Source organism: Streptococcus sp. FSL E2-3494, from assembly GCF_038007085.1.
Classification (GTDB): Bacteria; Bacillota; Bacilli; order Lactobacillales; family Streptococcaceae; genus Streptococcus; species Streptococcus thermophilus.
Genome location: NZ_JBBOWN010000003.1, coordinates 61,846 through 76,740, shown reverse-complemented (window position 1 = coordinate 76,740; position 14,895 = coordinate 61,846). Strand labels below are relative to the sequence as shown.

Annotated in this window: 13 protein-coding genes and 1 pseudogene; 4 read left to right on the top strand and 10 right to left on the bottom strand. The window is 40.6% G+C overall.

The annotated features are described in order from the left end of the window. Positions 1–95 precede the first annotated feature (95 nt). Entirely contained in the window at positions 96–638 is a 543-nt protein-coding gene (locus NST05_RS10035; protein ID WP_100262574.1) for a DUF6556 family protein, read from the top strand. A 45-nt stretch (positions 639–683) separates the two neighbouring features. Continuing rightward, complete coding sequence (locus tag NST05_RS10030) at positions 684–1,940, top strand: bifunctional folylpolyglutamate synthase/dihydrofolate synthase (protein ID WP_340743027.1); 1,257 nt, start codon at positions 684–686, stop codon at positions 1,938–1,940. Between the two features lie 100 nt (positions 1,941–2,040). On the opposite strand, the gene gorA is transcribed toward NST05_RS10030, so the two are convergent. The 4 genes from gorA to NST05_RS10010 all read right to left on the bottom strand — a co-directional run bounded on the left by gorA (position 2,041) and on the right by NST05_RS10010 (position 7,168). Continuing rightward, complete coding sequence (gene gorA, locus NST05_RS10025; protein WP_084828524.1) at positions 2,041–3,393, bottom strand: glutathione-disulfide reductase; 1,353 nt, start codon at positions 3,391–3,393, stop codon at positions 2,041–2,043. A gap of 147 nt (positions 3,394–3,540) precedes the next feature. Then, the gene (locus NST05_RS10020) at positions 3,541–5,517 is read right to left on the bottom strand and encodes a PTS fructose transporter subunit IIABC (protein ID WP_014608014.1); all 1,977 of its coding nucleotides are present in this window, start codon (positions 5,515–5,517) and stop codon (positions 3,541–3,543) included. Continuing rightward, positions 5,514–6,425 carry a 1-phosphofructokinase gene (gene pfkB, locus NST05_RS10015; RefSeq protein ID WP_014608013.1) on the bottom strand — a complete coding sequence of 304 codons (912 nt, stop codon included), beginning with the start codon at positions 6,423–6,425 and terminating at the stop codon, positions 5,514–5,516. Before pfkB ends, NST05_RS10020 begins: the two co-directional genes overlap by 4 nt. Next, positions 6,422–7,168 (bottom strand): DeoR/GlpR family DNA-binding transcription regulator, encoded by a 747-nt coding sequence (locus NST05_RS10010; RefSeq protein WP_084828522.1) that lies wholly within the window; start codon positions 7,166–7,168, stop codon positions 6,422–6,424. Before NST05_RS10010 ends, pfkB begins: the two co-directional genes overlap by 4 nt. A 335-nt stretch (positions 7,169–7,503) precedes the next feature. Between NST05_RS10010 and NST05_RS10005 the strand changes: the two are divergent. Further along, a pseudogene (locus NST05_RS10005) lies at positions 7,504–8,510 on the top strand (ISL3 family transposase); the annotation flags it as partial. A gap of 83 nt (positions 8,511–8,593) precedes the next feature. On the opposite strand, the gene NST05_RS10000 reads toward NST05_RS10005, so the two are convergent. After that, positions 8,594–10,201 carry a ribonuclease Y gene (locus NST05_RS10000; protein ID WP_014608011.1) on the bottom strand — a complete coding sequence of 536 codons (1,608 nt, stop codon included), beginning with the start codon at positions 10,199–10,201 and terminating at the stop codon, positions 8,594–8,596. 141 nt (positions 10,202–10,342) lie between these two features. Here NST05_RS10000 and NST05_RS09995 point away from each other — a divergent pair, with 141 nt between their 5' ends. Further along, positions 10,343–10,825, top strand: a complete 483-nt coding sequence (locus tag NST05_RS09995; protein WP_002885585.1) for an S-ribosylhomocysteine lyase — start codon at positions 10,343–10,345, stop codon at positions 10,823–10,825. A gap of 30 nt (positions 10,826–10,855) precedes the next feature. On the opposite strand, the gene NST05_RS09990 is transcribed toward NST05_RS09995, so the two are convergent. The 5 genes from NST05_RS09990 to accB all read right to left on the bottom strand — a co-directional run bounded on the left by NST05_RS09990 (position 10,856) and on the right by accB (position 14,895). Next, positions 10,856–11,626 carry an acetyl-CoA carboxylase carboxyl transferase subunit alpha gene (locus tag NST05_RS09990; protein WP_024704196.1) on the bottom strand — a complete coding sequence of 257 codons (771 nt, stop codon included), beginning with the start codon at positions 11,624–11,626 and terminating at the stop codon, positions 10,856–10,858. Then, positions 11,623–12,489 (bottom strand): acetyl-CoA carboxylase, carboxyltransferase subunit beta, encoded by an 867-nt coding sequence (gene accD / locus NST05_RS09985; protein ID WP_340743026.1) that lies wholly within the window; start codon positions 12,487–12,489, stop codon positions 11,623–11,625. The genes NST05_RS09990 and accD overlap by 4 nt, the downstream gene beginning before the upstream one ends. A gap of 5 nt (positions 12,490–12,494) precedes the next feature. Then, complete coding sequence (locus NST05_RS09980) at positions 12,495–13,865, bottom strand: acetyl-CoA carboxylase biotin carboxylase subunit (protein WP_340743025.1); 1,371 nt, start codon at positions 13,863–13,865, stop codon at positions 12,495–12,497. Positions 13,866–13,984: 119 nt separating this feature from the next. Further along, on the bottom strand, positions 13,985–14,410 hold the full coding sequence (gene fabZ, locus NST05_RS09975) for a 3-hydroxyacyl-ACP dehydratase FabZ (protein ID WP_002885470.1): 426 nt from the start codon (positions 14,408–14,410) through the stop codon (positions 13,985–13,987). Further along, a complete protein-coding gene (gene accB / locus NST05_RS09970) occupies positions 14,407–14,895 on the bottom strand; it encodes an acetyl-CoA carboxylase biotin carboxyl carrier protein (RefSeq protein WP_014607998.1) in 489 nt (162 codons plus the stop codon). Before accB ends, fabZ begins: the two co-directional genes overlap by 4 nt.

The window sequence follows — 14,895 nt, the reverse complement described above, 5'->3', positions numbered from 1 at the left end:
ATAATAGTTACTCCCTATTATAGCATAATTTTTTTAGCATTTTTTGAGAGAAAATCATATAATAGAGAGTACGAAATATTTTTAAGGAGAGAATCATGTCTGAAAATTACTCACGTCGTAACCATTCATCAAAAGAAGAAAAAAAATCTGCACCAAAGGTGACCAAACACGTTACAAAAGGCTTCACTGTCTTCCAAAAAGTACTCACTGTTATCGGGACAATCTTGTCAATCATTGTTGCTTCCATCACTATCATGAATTTCACATCATCTAAAAAAAAGGACACTTCTGATTCATCATCCAATCAGTCAACTGTGGTCATTAAAGAAGGCAACAATAAGACCCAAGAATCAAATGTCGCTTCATCTAGCCATGGCAATGCAACTGACTCAGAAACAGAGACAAGCAGCCAAGCTGGTAATAACACCTATTCTTCATCAGCAGACAAAACAACTGGTGGAAATACAACTACTTCTTCATCCGCAGCCACTGCAGACAAAACAACTGGTGGAAATACAACTACTTCTTCATCCGCAGCCACTGCAGACAAAACAACTGGTGGAAATACAACTGGTGGAAATACAACGGGCAATACGACAACTGGTGACGCCACAACTGGTGGCGCTGTTTCCAACTAAACTAAAGAAAAGGTTAGGAAACCCCTGACTTTTTTCTATAATCCTATGAACTATACAGAAACTCTAAATTTCATCCACTCCTTCAAAGGCAATGGACGTCGCCCCCAGCTTAAACGTATGCGCTGGCTCCTGAAACAAGCTGGAAATCCCCAAATACACTATCCAACAGTCCATATTGTCGGAACCAATGGTAAAGGCTCAACGACTAGCTACCTACAAAATATCCTAACAAAATCAGGCTATCAGGTCGGGACCTTTACCTCCCCTTATATTACTCGCTTTAACGAACGTATTAGTATCAACGGCACAGAGATTCCGGACAAGGATCTGATTAACATTGTTGAGAAAGCTCGAGTTTTTCTCAATGATTTAGAAAACAACACTGATTTAGGTCGACCAACGGAATTCGAATTGGTCACCTTACTCATGTTTCTCTACTTCGACCTTAAACAGGTTGATATTGCTATCATTGAAGCAGGGATTGGGGGACAGCTTGATTCAACCAATGTGCTTTCGCCGGAGCTTGTCATCTGCACTTCAATTAGCTTTGATCACACTGAAACTTTGGGCGATAGCCTAATAGATATTGCTAGACATAAAGCGGGCGTCATGCGAGAAAACACTCCTATATTACTCGGTCGCGTTTCTGAAGAAGTTTCACATCTCTTCAAACAAAAATCCCAGGAACTTCAGGCTCCTATAGCAAACATTGATCGAGAAATCCAGCTTCTTTCCACAGACAATCAAACTCTTCGAGTTATTTATAGTGATTGGGAGAGCCCAAATCTTAGTCTCCCCATGCTAGGAAAACATCAGGAAAATAATACTGGCCTAGCTGTCACTGCTGCCCATCTCTTGACTCAAAGATTTCCTAAGATTACCAATCAAAGCATTCAAGATGGTATTTGTGACACACACTGGCCTGGTCGTAGTGAGTGGATTGGAAACAACATTTACCTAGATGGTGCCCATAATCCTCAAGGAATTGCCAGCCTAAAACAGGTATTAAAAGATAACTTTGCCAACCGTCGAATTCACATCCTCTTTGCAGGACTTCGACGAAAACCTTTGACTGACTTACTTGATGAGCTTAAAGACTATCATATAACAGTAACCTCCTTCAATTTCTTTGAGGCACTGCCCTTGGATGATTACCCTCAACACTTAGAACGCTCAACTGACTACAGAGACTGGTTAACCCAATCTGAGTCTGCAAATTCTGATAATTTATTTGTCGTCACTGGATCCCTTTACTTTATTTCAGAAGTCAGGAACTACCTAATCAACGAAAAAAAGGCCTAAAGGCCTTTTTTCGTTAAGACAAGCCAAAGTGACACAAAAGATATAGGTTACCATTTAGCCACAAAAAGTCTATCCATTTAAGTAGACAGACTTCACCTATTTATCTCATTGTTACAAACTCTTCTGAACCGGTTGGATGAATGGCAACCGTATTATCAAAATCAGCCTTAGTTGCTCCCATCTTAATAGCCACAGAGAATCCTTGAATCATCTCATCGACACCATAACCAATACCGTGAAGACCGATGATTTTTTCATCCTCACCTAGCGTTACTAATTTCATGGTTGACAGCTGACGATTATCCCCAAGAGCCGTATACATTGGAGTGAAACTAGATTTATAGACCTTGATATTCTCTGCACCATATTTAGCAATTGCCTTTTCCTCAGTCAACCCAATAGCACCAATGGCCGGATGACTAAAGACCACAGTAGCTACATCTGTGTAATCAAGCTTAGCATCAACTTTATTATTGAAAAGTCGCTCTGACAATTGTCGACCAGCCTTCACTGCAACTGGAGTCAAATCAAGTTTACCAGTCACATCTCCAAGAGCATAGATACCAGGAACAGATGTGTTTTCAAACTCATCTGAATAAATGTTACCTCGTTCAGTCAACTCAACGCCTGTCTTTTCAAGACCAAAGCCAGAAGTATTCGCTGCACGTCCGACAGCCCAGATAAGGCAATCAACTGTAATAGTTTCTTCATTGTCAAAGCTAATAGTCAGAGAATCGTCTGCATTTTTCACTACCTCTGTTGCATTAGCATGCATATGAAGTGTAGGGCCAGACTTAGCCATCTCATCAACTAAAACATCGATAATGTCTTTATCAAAGGTACGCAATGGGCGATCCTTACGAACAAATAGGTGAGTATCACTGCCAAGAGCATTGAGAACGCCGGCAACTTCGACTGCGATATAGCCAGCACCAATAACAGCTGTACGTTTTGGCACCTCATCTAGCTCAAAGAAACCATCTGAGGTAATTCCGTATTCACTGCCTGGAATATTTGGATAAAGGGGATGACCACCTGTTGCAATTAGGATATGTGGTGCTGTATAAAGCTCGCCCGCTACTTCAACCGTATGAGTGTCAACAAATCTTGCATACTCGTATACACGTTCAACGCCATTGCTATCAAAACCACGCTCATAAGAACCATGGATACGGTCGATATAAGCCTGACGATTGGCCTTAAGCGTTGCAAAATCAAATTTATTAAGCGTCACATCAAAACCATACTCGCCTGCATAACGGTGAAGGGTTTCAGCAACCTGAGCACCATACCACATGACCTTTTTAGGCACACAACCTACATTAACACAGGTACCACCGACCTCTTTCCCTTCAAAGAGAATAACCTTAGCACCATGCATAGCAGCACGATTGGCACTGGCAATACCACCAGAACCACCACCAATGACAATATAATCGTATTCTTTTACCATATTTTACCTCTTATGTTTCTTTATACAGCGTATTAGCTACTAGATAAGCCATTTCTGCCTAAATTTTATCATAAAATAGGTACCCTGACAAAAATCTGCTACGACACAAAAAACAATCCCGTCACAACGAGATTGTTCTGTCAAATCTTATTTATCAAGTGGTTTGCGAAGGAATCCGAAGAGGATACCTGATACCACAGCACCAATCAAGATGAAGATAAGGTAGAGAAGAGCATTTGATGTGAGGGCAATAACGAAGATACCTCCGTGTGGTGCCATCAATTTGATTCCTGCCATACCTACAAGAGCACCTGTAAGGGCTGAACCGACGATAAAGCTTGGGATAGCGCGTGCTGGGTCAGCTGCACCAAATGGAATCGCACCTTCAGTGATGAATGAGAGTCCCATAACAATGTTTGTCAAACCAGAGTTGCGTTCTTCTTCAGTAAATTTATCTTTAAACAAGAGTGTCGCTACAAAGACTGCCAATGGAGGAACCATACCAGCTGCCATAACTGCTGCCATGACAACTGAACCACCTGAAGTTACTGTTGCTGCGAGAGTACCTGTACCAAAGACGTAAGCTGCTTTGTTGACTGGTCCACCCATATCAACTGCCATCATACCTCCAACAAGGAGACCAAGGAGAACTGCTGAGCTTCCTGACAAGCTTGACAAGAAGTTATTAAGACCAGTATTAATTGCTGCCATTGGGATATTGACTGCTAACATCAAGAAACCTGTAGCAAATACACCAATAAGTGGTAAGAGCAAGATAGATCGGATTCCTTCCAGAGCACGTGGAATACCTGCCAAGAGTTTGCGAAGAACAAGGATAACACCACCTGCAAGGAAACCACCAACAAGAGCTCCAAGGAAACCTGAAGATACACCGGCAAGTGAAAGGGTTGCTTTACCACCTGCAGCAAACGGAACTCCACCAAAGGCAGCACCACTTGAAGCGATAGCACCAGCTACGAAACCTGAAACCAAACCTGGTTTCTCAGCGATAGAGTAAGCAATGTAACCTGCAAGCACTGGAAGCATAAAGCCAAAGGCAGCGCCACCAATTGCTTTGAATTGAGCAGCAATTTCGTGGTAAGAACCAAGTTGTGACAATTGATCTTTAGGAACACCCATGATTTGGTCAAGCAAGAAGGCAAGCGCAATCATGATACCACCACCGATAACGAATGGAAGCATTTGTGATACCCCACTCATTAAGTGTTTATAGAAGGCACCACCGAGGCTCAATTTCTCTGTTGATTCTTGAGCAGCTCCGGCATTTTCAGCGTGGAAAACTTCAGCTTTACCGTCCAAGATGTTTTGGATTAATTCTTGAGGTTGACGAATAGCTGCAGCAACTGGTTTAGAAATCAATTTCTTACCATTAAAGCGTGCTGTTTCAACTGCCTTGTCCGCTGCAATGATAACACCAACAGCCTTGTTGATTTCTTCAGCGGTCAATGGTGTTCCAACACCTGAGGCACCGTTAGTTTCAACACGAACATTGACACCCATTTTTTCACCTGTTTTAATCAATGATTCTTCAGCCATGTAAGTGTGAGCAATACCGGTCGTACAAGCTGTTACTGCTACAATAAGTGGTTTGTCGCTTGAAGCTGCTTCTTTAACAGCTTGTGCTTTCTTAGCTTCCTCAGCTTGCGCTTCTTCTTCGCCAATATTAAACGCTTCAATCACTTCATCCGCAGATGTTACCTGACGCAAGCGGTCTGCAAAACCATCTTGCATGAGGTATTTTGACAATTCAGCAAGTGCAGCCAAGTGAATGTCATTTGCCCCCTCTGGAGCTGCAATCATAAAGAAGAGATCGGTAGGTTGACCATCAAGTGATTCGTAATCCACACCTTTATTAGATTTAGCAAAAAGTACAGTTGCTTCTTTTACTGCAGCATTTTTACTGTGTGGCATAGCAATTCCATCACCCAAACCAGTTGATGTTTGTGCTTCACGAGCCATAATGCCTGATTTGAAAACATCAAAGTCAGTCACGACACCATTATCAACCAAGCTGTTAATCATTTCATCAATAGCAGCTTCCTTTGTAGTTGCTTGAAGGTCGAGCAACATGACTTTTTTGTTCAGTAAGTCCTGAATTTTCATAGTTTTTCTACCTCTACTTTATTATATGTTTCTTTAATAAATTCAATTGTCGCCAAATCATCTGAGAAAGCTGTAGATGTTCCACATGCTACCCCCCACTTGAGAGCCTCAATTGGGTCCCCTGATTTGACAAATTCACCAGTGAAACCAGCAACCATTGAGTCACCTGCACCAACAGAGTTCTTCACTTTTCCCTTGATTGGTTTGGCAAAGTATGCAGCCTCTGGTGTGACAAGCAGAGCTCCATCACCTGCCATTGAAATAATAACGTTTTGCGCCCCCTTAGCAAGAATTTCACGCGCATATTTTTCAACATCAGCCAAACCATTAAGTTTAACATTGAAAATGGCTTCAAGTTCATGGTTATTTGGCTTAACCAAGAGCGGTTGGTAGACCAATGAATCAAGCAAGGTTTGTCCTTCAAAGTCACAAACCACCTGTGCCCCAGTTTCACGAACCAGTGGAATCAATTTGTTATAGACCTTGTTTCCAAGATTGCTTGGTGCAGATCCAGCAAAAACAACCACATCGTCAGCACTTACACTTGAAAGGATAGCTTCAAGCTCAGCTAACTGATAATCATTGATGACAGGTCCAGTACCGTTAATTTCAGTTTCTTGGTCAGCCTTGATTTTAACATTGATACGTGTATCTTGATCGACAGCTACAAACTTAGTTTTAATACCTTCAGCATCCAAACTATCTGTAACAAAACGTCCTGTAAAACCACCGATGAAGCCCGTAGCAGTATTGTCAATTCCTAAACGTTGTAGAATACGGCTGACATTAATACCCTTACCACCAGCGAATTTATCATCACTCTCCATACGGTTAACTTCACCAATCTCTACCTTGTCGATACGAACAATGAAGTCGATTGATGGGTTTAGTGTTACAGTATAAATCATACTTCAATAACCCTCGTTTTCTCTTTTAATTCTTTAAGGAGCCCTTCTTCCGAAGCATTTGTGATTATGGTTACTTTCTCAACCTCGGCTACCTTAGCATAGGTAATCTGACCAAGTTTAGAGGTATCAGCTAGAACATAGGCTTTTTGCGCATTAGCTATCACTGTTCGTTTAATAACTGCCTCTTCCATATCTGGCGTTGTGAAATAATTGGCATCAACTCCATTAGCACCAATGAAAGCACAATCAAAATTCAGTTGTCTGATTTGTTCCAGAGCTGTACTTCCAATAGAGGCATCTGTTGAATGTTTAACCTTACCACCAATAATCCTAGTACTAATACCGAGATCTACCAGCTTAACAGCATGATAGATAGAATTAGTCACAACCGTCACCTGACGATTGCTCAAATGTGGAATCAAAAGTTCATTCGTTGTACTAGCCTCAAGAAAAACGACATCACCTTCCTTAATCAAATCGGCAGCATAGCCAGCTAATTGAGCCTTTTCTTGAACATTTCTGATAGCTTTTTGGCTATTGGCAATTTCTTCCTTTAGACTATGAATACTTTCAGCACCACCATGAACACGTTTAAGTTTGCCATCTGCCGCTAACTCATCCAAGTCACGACGAATTGTCGACTCAGACGTATCACTTAATAAAACTGTCAGGTTTTCCAAAGTGACAAAACCATCTTGTTTCAACTGAGACAAGATAATCTGCTTACGTTCAGACTTTAGCATAGTCTCTCCTTCTGTAATCGTTTACAAAATCTATTATACTAAATTTATAATAGATGTCAATAAAGAACCTCAAAAAAAATCAAAATATTTCATTATAAAACGCTAACCTATCAAAATGAAGCAATTTGATAAGAAAGTTCATACATTTTTAACAGGGCTAATCTTTTCACTTTTACTACAAAATAAAAAAAGCCTTTCGGCTTTCTTATCTTATTTGGCTCTATAATTTCTGTAGTGGGTAAAACCTGCTAAGAAGTTATGGAGCTTTTGAGTATACAAAAAGTCCCATCTGACTTAAAATTTAAAGCGACGAAACCATAAATAGAAAGAATCATATGAGACAACTCTATCATACTACAGAATTAATCGGAATTAAAGACAAAAATATCACTTTAACTAAAGTTTTTCAACACGAGACACATATTGAGGTGCAAGCTACACTTGATTACACTCCTCCTAAGTATTGTCATTGTCAAGGAAAACAAATCAAATACGACTTTTAAAAGCCTTATAAGATTCCTTTTATTGAGATTGGTGGACTCCCTAGTCTTATTCGTTTGAAGAAGAGAAGATTTCAATGCAAAGACTGCCCTAAAGTGACGGTTTCTGAGACCTCCCTTGTTCAGAAGAACTGTCAAATCTCTGAATTAGTGAAGCAGAAAACAGCTCAACTCTTGCTTAATCGAGAAGCTTTGACGCACATCACTGAAAAACTTGCCATCTCGACCTCAACTGTGTATCGTAAGCTTAAACAATTTCAGTTCAAGGATGACCATTCTACCTTACCTGAAGTACTGTCTTGGGATGAATTCTCTTATCAAAAGGGAAAGCTAGCCTTTATTGCTCAGGATTATGAGACTAAGAAAATTATCACTATTCTTGATAACAGACGACAAACAACCATTCGTAGTCACTTTTTCAAATACTCTAAAGAAGCTCGAGAAGGGGTGAAAATTGTTACTATGGATATGTCTGGTAATTACATCCCTTTAATCAAAACTATTTTTCCCAATGCTAAAATTGTTCTTGACCGTTTTCACATTGTCCAACATATGAACAGAACGCTAAAACAGACACGCATTCAAATAATGAAATAATTTGAGAAGAAGTCTCTTGAATATCGTGTTCTAAAATATTACTGGAAACTCATTCAAAAGGATAGTCGAAAACTATTACCTGACGCCTTTTATTCGAGGACTTTCAGGGAAACCTTAACACCTAAAGAGTGTTTAGACAAGATTTTTAAACACAACAATTTTTTGGATTAATTCAGGAAGCTTTACCTCAACTCAATCACTCATTTAAAACAACTCTAACAACTTTTAAAAACGTATTTACATCGCTTTGAACAGCAAAAAAGCGAGAACATCATTTGTTCTCGCTAGAGCTTAACTTTGCCACCCTCTACAGTTGACAAAGAGCCTCTTATTTGGCATAGTCAACCGCACGGAATTCACGAATGACTGTAACCTTAATATTTCCTGGGTAATCCAAGTTTTTCTCAATTTGTTCACGTATCTTGTGAGACAAGATCGTAACTTCATCATCTGAGATTTTATTTGGATGAACCATAATACGAATTTCACGACCAGCTTGAAGGGCGAAGCTTGTTTGAACACCGTCAAAGCTTGATGCAATCTCTTCCAAATCACGAAGGCGTTTGACATAATTCTCAACGGATTCATTACGAGCTCCTGGGCGAGCCGAACTCAAAGCATCTGCTGCAGCTACAATAACTGCAATCACACTCTCAGGTTCCACATCTCCATGGTGGCTGGCAATGGCATTAACCACGACTGGATGCTCTTTATACTTACGTGCAAACTCAGTACCAATCTCAACGTGACTACCTTCGACCTCTTTGTCAATAGCTTTCCCCATATCATGAAGAAAACCAGCACGACGAGCTAGAGCCACATTCTCACCCAATTCACTGGCCATAATACCTGCTAGTTTACCAACTTCAACTGAGTGACGAAGTACGTTTTGACCATATGAAGTACGGAACTGCAATCGTCCCATAATCTTGATTAGGTCAGGGTGGAGATTCATAGCCCCAATTTCGTAAGCTGCCTCTTCACCATATTCGCGGATACGGTTATCCATTTCCTTACGACTCTTCTCAACCAACTCCTCAATACGAGCTGGATGGATACGTCCATCCTTAATCAAGGCTTCGAGAGTCATGCGAGCAATCTCACGACGGACTGGATCAAAACCAGAAAGAACAACCACTTCTGGAGTATCATCGATGATAACATCAATACCTGTTAAGCTTTCAAGGGTACGAATGTTACGCCCCTCACGGCCAATGATACGACCTTTCATATTATCATCTGGGAGGTGAACAGTGGTTACGGTTTGTTCAGTAACATAATCCCCAGACAAACGTTGCATAGCTTGCGCCAACAAGTTTTTGGCCTTCTTATCAACAGTATCTTTGATCTGTGCTTCTGCATCTTTGATACGTGTTGCAATCTCATGAGTAAGATTATTTTCAGTCTCTGTTAAGATTACCTCACGCGCCTCTGCAATGGTCATTTGACCAATACGTTCAAGTTCAGCTTGCTTCTCAGCCTCCAACTGAGTCACATTCTCTTCACGCTCATTAAGATGTTTAGATTTGTCAGCAAGACTCTGCTCTTTTTTCTCGAGGGCGAGTTCTTTACTTGATAGATTTTCATCCTTACGATCAAGGCTGGTTGCACGTTCTGTTAAACGATTCTCCATTTGTTTAAGCTCTTGACGTTCAGATTTGAATTCTTCTTCAATATCTTCTCGATATTTTCTAGCTTTCTCTTTTGCCTCTAACAAGAGCTCTTTACGTTGAGCCTTACTTTCGCGTTCAGCAGTTACACGTAGATGATCTGCATCATGTTCTGCCTGACTACGAAGATTCACAGCGTCTTGTTCTGCCTTTAGCAAGATAGTTTCTGCTTGTTCCTTAGCTTTGCTAAGTTTGATAGAAATTGCTAAATATCCAACGACTAAACCAATGAGTGCAAAGACAACTAAAATTATCATGTTTATCATGTCTTTACCTCAACTTTTCTAAGGTTTCCCTAAAGAAAACCGCCTCTAGTTTATCATATTTATAGCTTTTTCTCAAATAAATACTAGAACTTTAAACTGATTTTGTGGTATCATAACTCTATAGAATAGGGAGGTATTACCATGCCAAAAGACGTTACTGTTGAAAGTTTTGAACTTGATCACACTATTGTAAAAGCACCTTATGTCCGTCTTATTTCAGAGGAAGTTGGACCTAAAGGAGATATCATCACAAACTTTGATATCCGTTTGATTCAACCTAATGAAAATAGTATTGATACAGGTGGTCTTCATACTATCGAACACCTACTCGCTAAACTGATCCGTCAACGTATCGATGGCCTTATTGATTGCTCACCATTTGGTTGCCGTACAGGTTTCCATATGATCATGTGGGGAAAACAAGATCCTACGGAAATTGCCAAAGTTATCAAATCTAGTCTTGAAGCTATTGCAAACGAAATTACTTGGGAAGATGTTCCAGGAACTACTATTGAATCTTGTGGTAACTATAAGGATCACAGCCTTCATTCAGCTAAGGAATGGGCTAAACTTATCCTTGAACAAGGCATCTCAGACCAAGCCTTCGAACGTCATACCGTCTAAAAAACATTGGGATATAGTTCCCAATGTTTTTTAATATTTTCTAAAACGTTGATAACGCGCTTCAAGTAAGTCTTCTGTTGTTAATTGGCTTAATTCTGCCAACTCGTCTACGATGGCTGTCTTAATCGCTTCAATAATTTCACTAGTAAAATAGCCACGCTCTGGGATAACCTTATCAACGATTCCCATGTTAAGCAACTCGCCTGATGTAATCTTCATCAACTCTGCCGCCTCTTCTGAACGTGAGCCGTCTTTCCAGAGGATAGTTGCAAATCCTTCAGGACTCAAGATAGAATAGATGGTATTTTCAAGCATCCAAACCTTATCGGCTACTGCCAAGGCAAGAGCTCCTCCCGAACCACCTTCACCAATGATAATGGCAATAATTGGCACCTTAAGATCGCTCATTTCCATAAGGTTACGAGCAATAGCCTCACCCTGTCCACGTTCCTCTGCTCCGACACCAGGATAAGCACCTGCAGTATTGATAAAGGTAACAACTGGACGACCAAACTTTTCAGCCTGTTTCATAAGGCGAAGAGCCTTACGATAGCCCTCCGGATGAGGTTGACCAAAGTTACGATTGAGATTATCTTGTAGGTTTTTACCTTTTTGGATACCCACTACTGTAACGGCTTGGCCATTTAAGCGACCAATACCGCCGATAACGGCACCGTCATCACGGAAATTACGGTCACCATGAAGTTCGATGAAATCATCAAAGATTTCTTTAGCAAAGTCCAAGGCCGTTAAACGGCCTTGATCACGTGCTTCTTTTAAAATACGTGCTACGTCACTCATTGAACACCTCCATGGAATGATAAGAGCGTGGCAATAGTATCAGCCAACTCTGTACGTTTGACAATGGCATCAACAAAACCATGTTCCTGAAGGAACTCGGCCTTTTGGAAATCATCTGGCAAAGTTTCACGAACTGTATTTTCAATGACACGACGACCTGCAAAGCCAATCAAAGTTTGTGGCTCAGCCAAGATGATATCGCCTTGCATGGCAAAACTTGCTGTAACCCCGCCAGTGGTTGGATCTGTCAAGACAGTCAAGTACAGCAAGCCAGCGTTTGAATGACGTTTTACAGCAGCTGAAATCTTAGCCATTTGCATCAAACTCATGATTCCCTCTTGCATACGGGCACCACCAGAAGCTGTAAAAATAACTACTGGAAGTTTTTCCAAAATCGCATACTCAAAGAGTTTTGTGATTTTTTCACCAACAACGGTTCCCATTGAAGCCATGATAAAGTTGGAATCCATGATAGCCAAGGCTGTTTTTTGTGCCTTTATAGTTGCAACACCCGTCACAACTGCTTCATCAAGACCTGTTTTTTCCTTGGTGGCAGCTAGCTTCTCCATATAACCTGGGAAATTTAATGGATTTTCAGTTTTAATACCTGTAAATAATTCTTGGAAAGATCCCTCGTCAACCGTTAAATCAAGACGTTCTTTTGCGGAAATACGGAAGGCATAAGAACAGTTTGGACAGATTTTAGCTTGTCCCAAGTCCTTTTGATAAATAGCTTGCTTACAGCCAGGACATTTGGCAAAAAGATCATCTGGTACTTCTGGAACATGGTGATCAACCCCATTACGTACATAACGGTTAGGATTTATACGGATATACTTTTCTTTTCGATCAAATAATCCCATAAACTCTATCCCTCACGATTCTGATATTCTGGTAGGAAAGTTTCCATCAAGAATGATGTGTCATAATCTCCAGCGATAACGCTACGGTCTGAAATCAAATCTAACTGGAAGTCAGCATTTGTCACAACTCCATCGATTTCAAACTCGTAAAGAGCACGTTGCATCTTCATGAGTGCCTCAAATCGATTTTCTCCATGAACAATGATTTTTGCAATCATTGAATCATAGTAAGGTGGAATGGTATAGCCTGGATAGACAGCACTGTCCACACGAAGACCAACACCACCACTAGGTAGGTAGAGATTGCTAATTTTCCCTGGGCTTGGTGCAAAGTTGAACTTAGGATTTTCCGCATTGATACGACACTCAATGGCATGTCCCTTGATTTCAATATCATCTTGAGACACAGATAATTTTTCACCTGCAGCAATACGGATTTGTTCTTTAACAATATCCACACCACTTACAAATTCAGTAACTGGGTGCTCAACTTGAACACGAGTATTCATTTCCATAAAGTAAAACTGACCTGATTTTTCATCAAGAAGAAACTCGATAGTACCCGCATTTTCATAATTAACAGCCTTAGCAGCACGAACAGCCGCAGACCCAATTTCATGACGAAGTGTCTTACCAATGGCAACAGAAGGTGATTCTTCCAAGACCTTTTGGTTATTACGTTGAAGAGAACAGTCACGCTCACCTAGGTGAACAATATTACCGTAGCTATCTCCCAAAATTTGAACCTCAATATGACGAGCTGGGTAAATAACTTTCTCAATATACATTGCCCCATTGCCAAAGGATACTTTAGCTTCCTGTGACGCAGATTCGAAGGCAGGAGCTAACTCTTCTTTAGTGTTGACCTTACGAATTCCTTTACCGCCACCACCTGCAGAAGCCTTAAGCATCACTGGGTAACCTAGACGATTGGCAACTTCTAAAGCCTCTTCAGCCGTAAAGACTTCACCATCTGAACCAGGGATTACAGGGACATTAGCCCTAATCATTTCAGCGCGAGCATTGATTTTATCACCCATTTTGTCCATAATCTCACCTGAAGGACCAATAAACTTGATGTTCATTTCCTCACAGAGAGTAGCAAATTTAGAGTTTTCACTCAAGAAACCAAACCCTGGATGAATAGCTTGAGCCTCAGTTACAGTAGCTGCTGACAAGACACGGTTCATATTCAAATAAGAATCAGTTGATTTTGCCGGACCAATACAGATAGCTTCATCAGCAAGCATAGTATGGAGAGAATCCTTATCCGCCTCAGAATAGATAGCGACCGTTTGGATACCCAATTCACGCGCTGCACGGATAATACGCACTGCAATTTCACCACGATTGGCAATCAATAATTTTTTAAACATAAAACAAGATAACATCAGACATCTTTATGATAGTCTGTGTTGATTTCCTTTCTATGTGATAGACCAATGTCTAAAGAAAAATCCTTTCCGACTGTCGCCAGAAGGATTTTCACAAAACATTAGCTTCCAATAGCAAAAGTCAAAGTACCTGATGCAGCAAGTTTACCATCGACTTCAGCCTTAGCTTCAACAACAGCAATTGTTCCACGACGTTTAACAAACTTAGCTGTCATAACAAGTTGGTCACCAGGAACCACTTGTTTTTTAAATTTAACCTTATCCATACCTGCATAAAAGACTAATTTGCCCTTGTTTTCAGGTTTAGACAATTCAAGAACACCAGCTGTTTGCGCAAGAGCTTCCATGATGAGGACACCTGGCATAACTGGGTATTGAGGAAAATGTCCATTAAAGAAAGGTTCATTGATCGTTACATTTTTAATAGCTGTGATTTCGTCTTCTGAAACTTCTAGCACACGGTCAACCAAAAGCATTGGATAACGGTGTGGTAAAGCTTCACGAATAGCATTAATATCAATTGTCATTTGATGCGTACCAATCCTTTTCCGTAGTCAACAACTTCTTCATTCGCTACCAAGATTTCAGTAATAACACCATCTTTAGGTGCTGGTACTTCATTCATCACCTTCATTGCTTCAACGATAAGAAGCGTTTGACCTTTCTTAACAGTATCACCAACAGAAACAAAGGCTGGTTTTTCAGGTGATGGAGACAAGTAAGCCACACCAACAAGTGGACTTTCAACCACTTCACCTTCAGCAGCTTGAGCAGAAGCTTCTTCAACTGGTGTTGCTGGAGTTTCAACAGCGGCAGGTGCTGCTACTGGAGCAACTGGATCCTGAGGAGATGACGCAACCACTTCAACTGTAGGAGCTACTGGGGAAGTAGTTACTGAACTTGTTTGATTTTTACTCAAGTTCAACTCTTCTCCATTGTTTTTATATGAGAATTCACGCAAAGTTGAGGTATCAAATTGAGCCAACAAATCTTTAATTTCAGAAATATTCAT

Bases quoted from the DNA above. Each gene is read 5' to 3' on its own strand.
- NST05_RS10035 (WP_100262574.1), top strand. From the start codon at position 96: ATGTCTGAAAATTACTCACGTCGTAACCATTCATCAAAAGAAGAAAAA.
- NST05_RS10030 (WP_340743027.1), top strand. From the start codon at position 684: ATGAACTATACAGAAACTCTAAATTTCATCCACTCCTTCAAAGGCAAT.
- gorA (WP_084828524.1), bottom strand. From the start codon at position 3,393: ATGGTAAAAGAATACGATTATATTGTCATTGGTGGTGGTTCTGGTGGT.
- NST05_RS10020 (WP_014608014.1), bottom strand. From the start codon at position 5,517: ATGAAAATTCAGGACTTACTGAACAAAAAAGTCATGTTGCTCGACCTT.
- pfkB (WP_014608013.1), bottom strand. From the start codon at position 6,425: ATGATTTATACTGTAACACTAAACCCATCAATCGACTTCATTGTTCGT.
- NST05_RS10010 (WP_084828522.1), bottom strand. From the start codon at position 7,168: ATGCTAAAGTCTGAACGTAAGCAGATTATCTTGTCTCAGTTGAAACAA.
- NST05_RS10000 (WP_014608011.1), bottom strand. From the start codon at position 10,201: ATGATAAACATGATAATTTTAGTTGTCTTTGCACTCATTGGTTTAGTC.
- NST05_RS09995 (WP_002885585.1), top strand. From the start codon at position 10,343: ATGCCAAAAGACGTTACTGTTGAAAGTTTTGAACTTGATCACACTATT.
- NST05_RS09990 (WP_024704196.1), bottom strand. From the start codon at position 11,626: ATGAGTGACGTAGCACGTATTTTAAAAGAAGCACGTGATCAAGGCCGT.
- accD (WP_340743026.1), bottom strand. From the start codon at position 12,489: ATGGGATTATTTGATCGAAAAGAAAAGTATATCCGTATAAATCCTAAC.
- NST05_RS09980 (WP_340743025.1), bottom strand. From the start codon at position 13,865: ATGTTTAAAAAATTATTGATTGCCAATCGTGGTGAAATTGCAGTGCGT.
- fabZ (WP_002885470.1), bottom strand. From the start codon at position 14,410: ATGACAATTGATATTAATGCTATTCGTGAAGCTTTACCACACCGTTAT.
- accB (WP_014607998.1), bottom strand. From the start codon at position 14,895: ATGAATATTTCTGAAATTAAAGATTTGTTGGCTCAATTTGATACCTCA.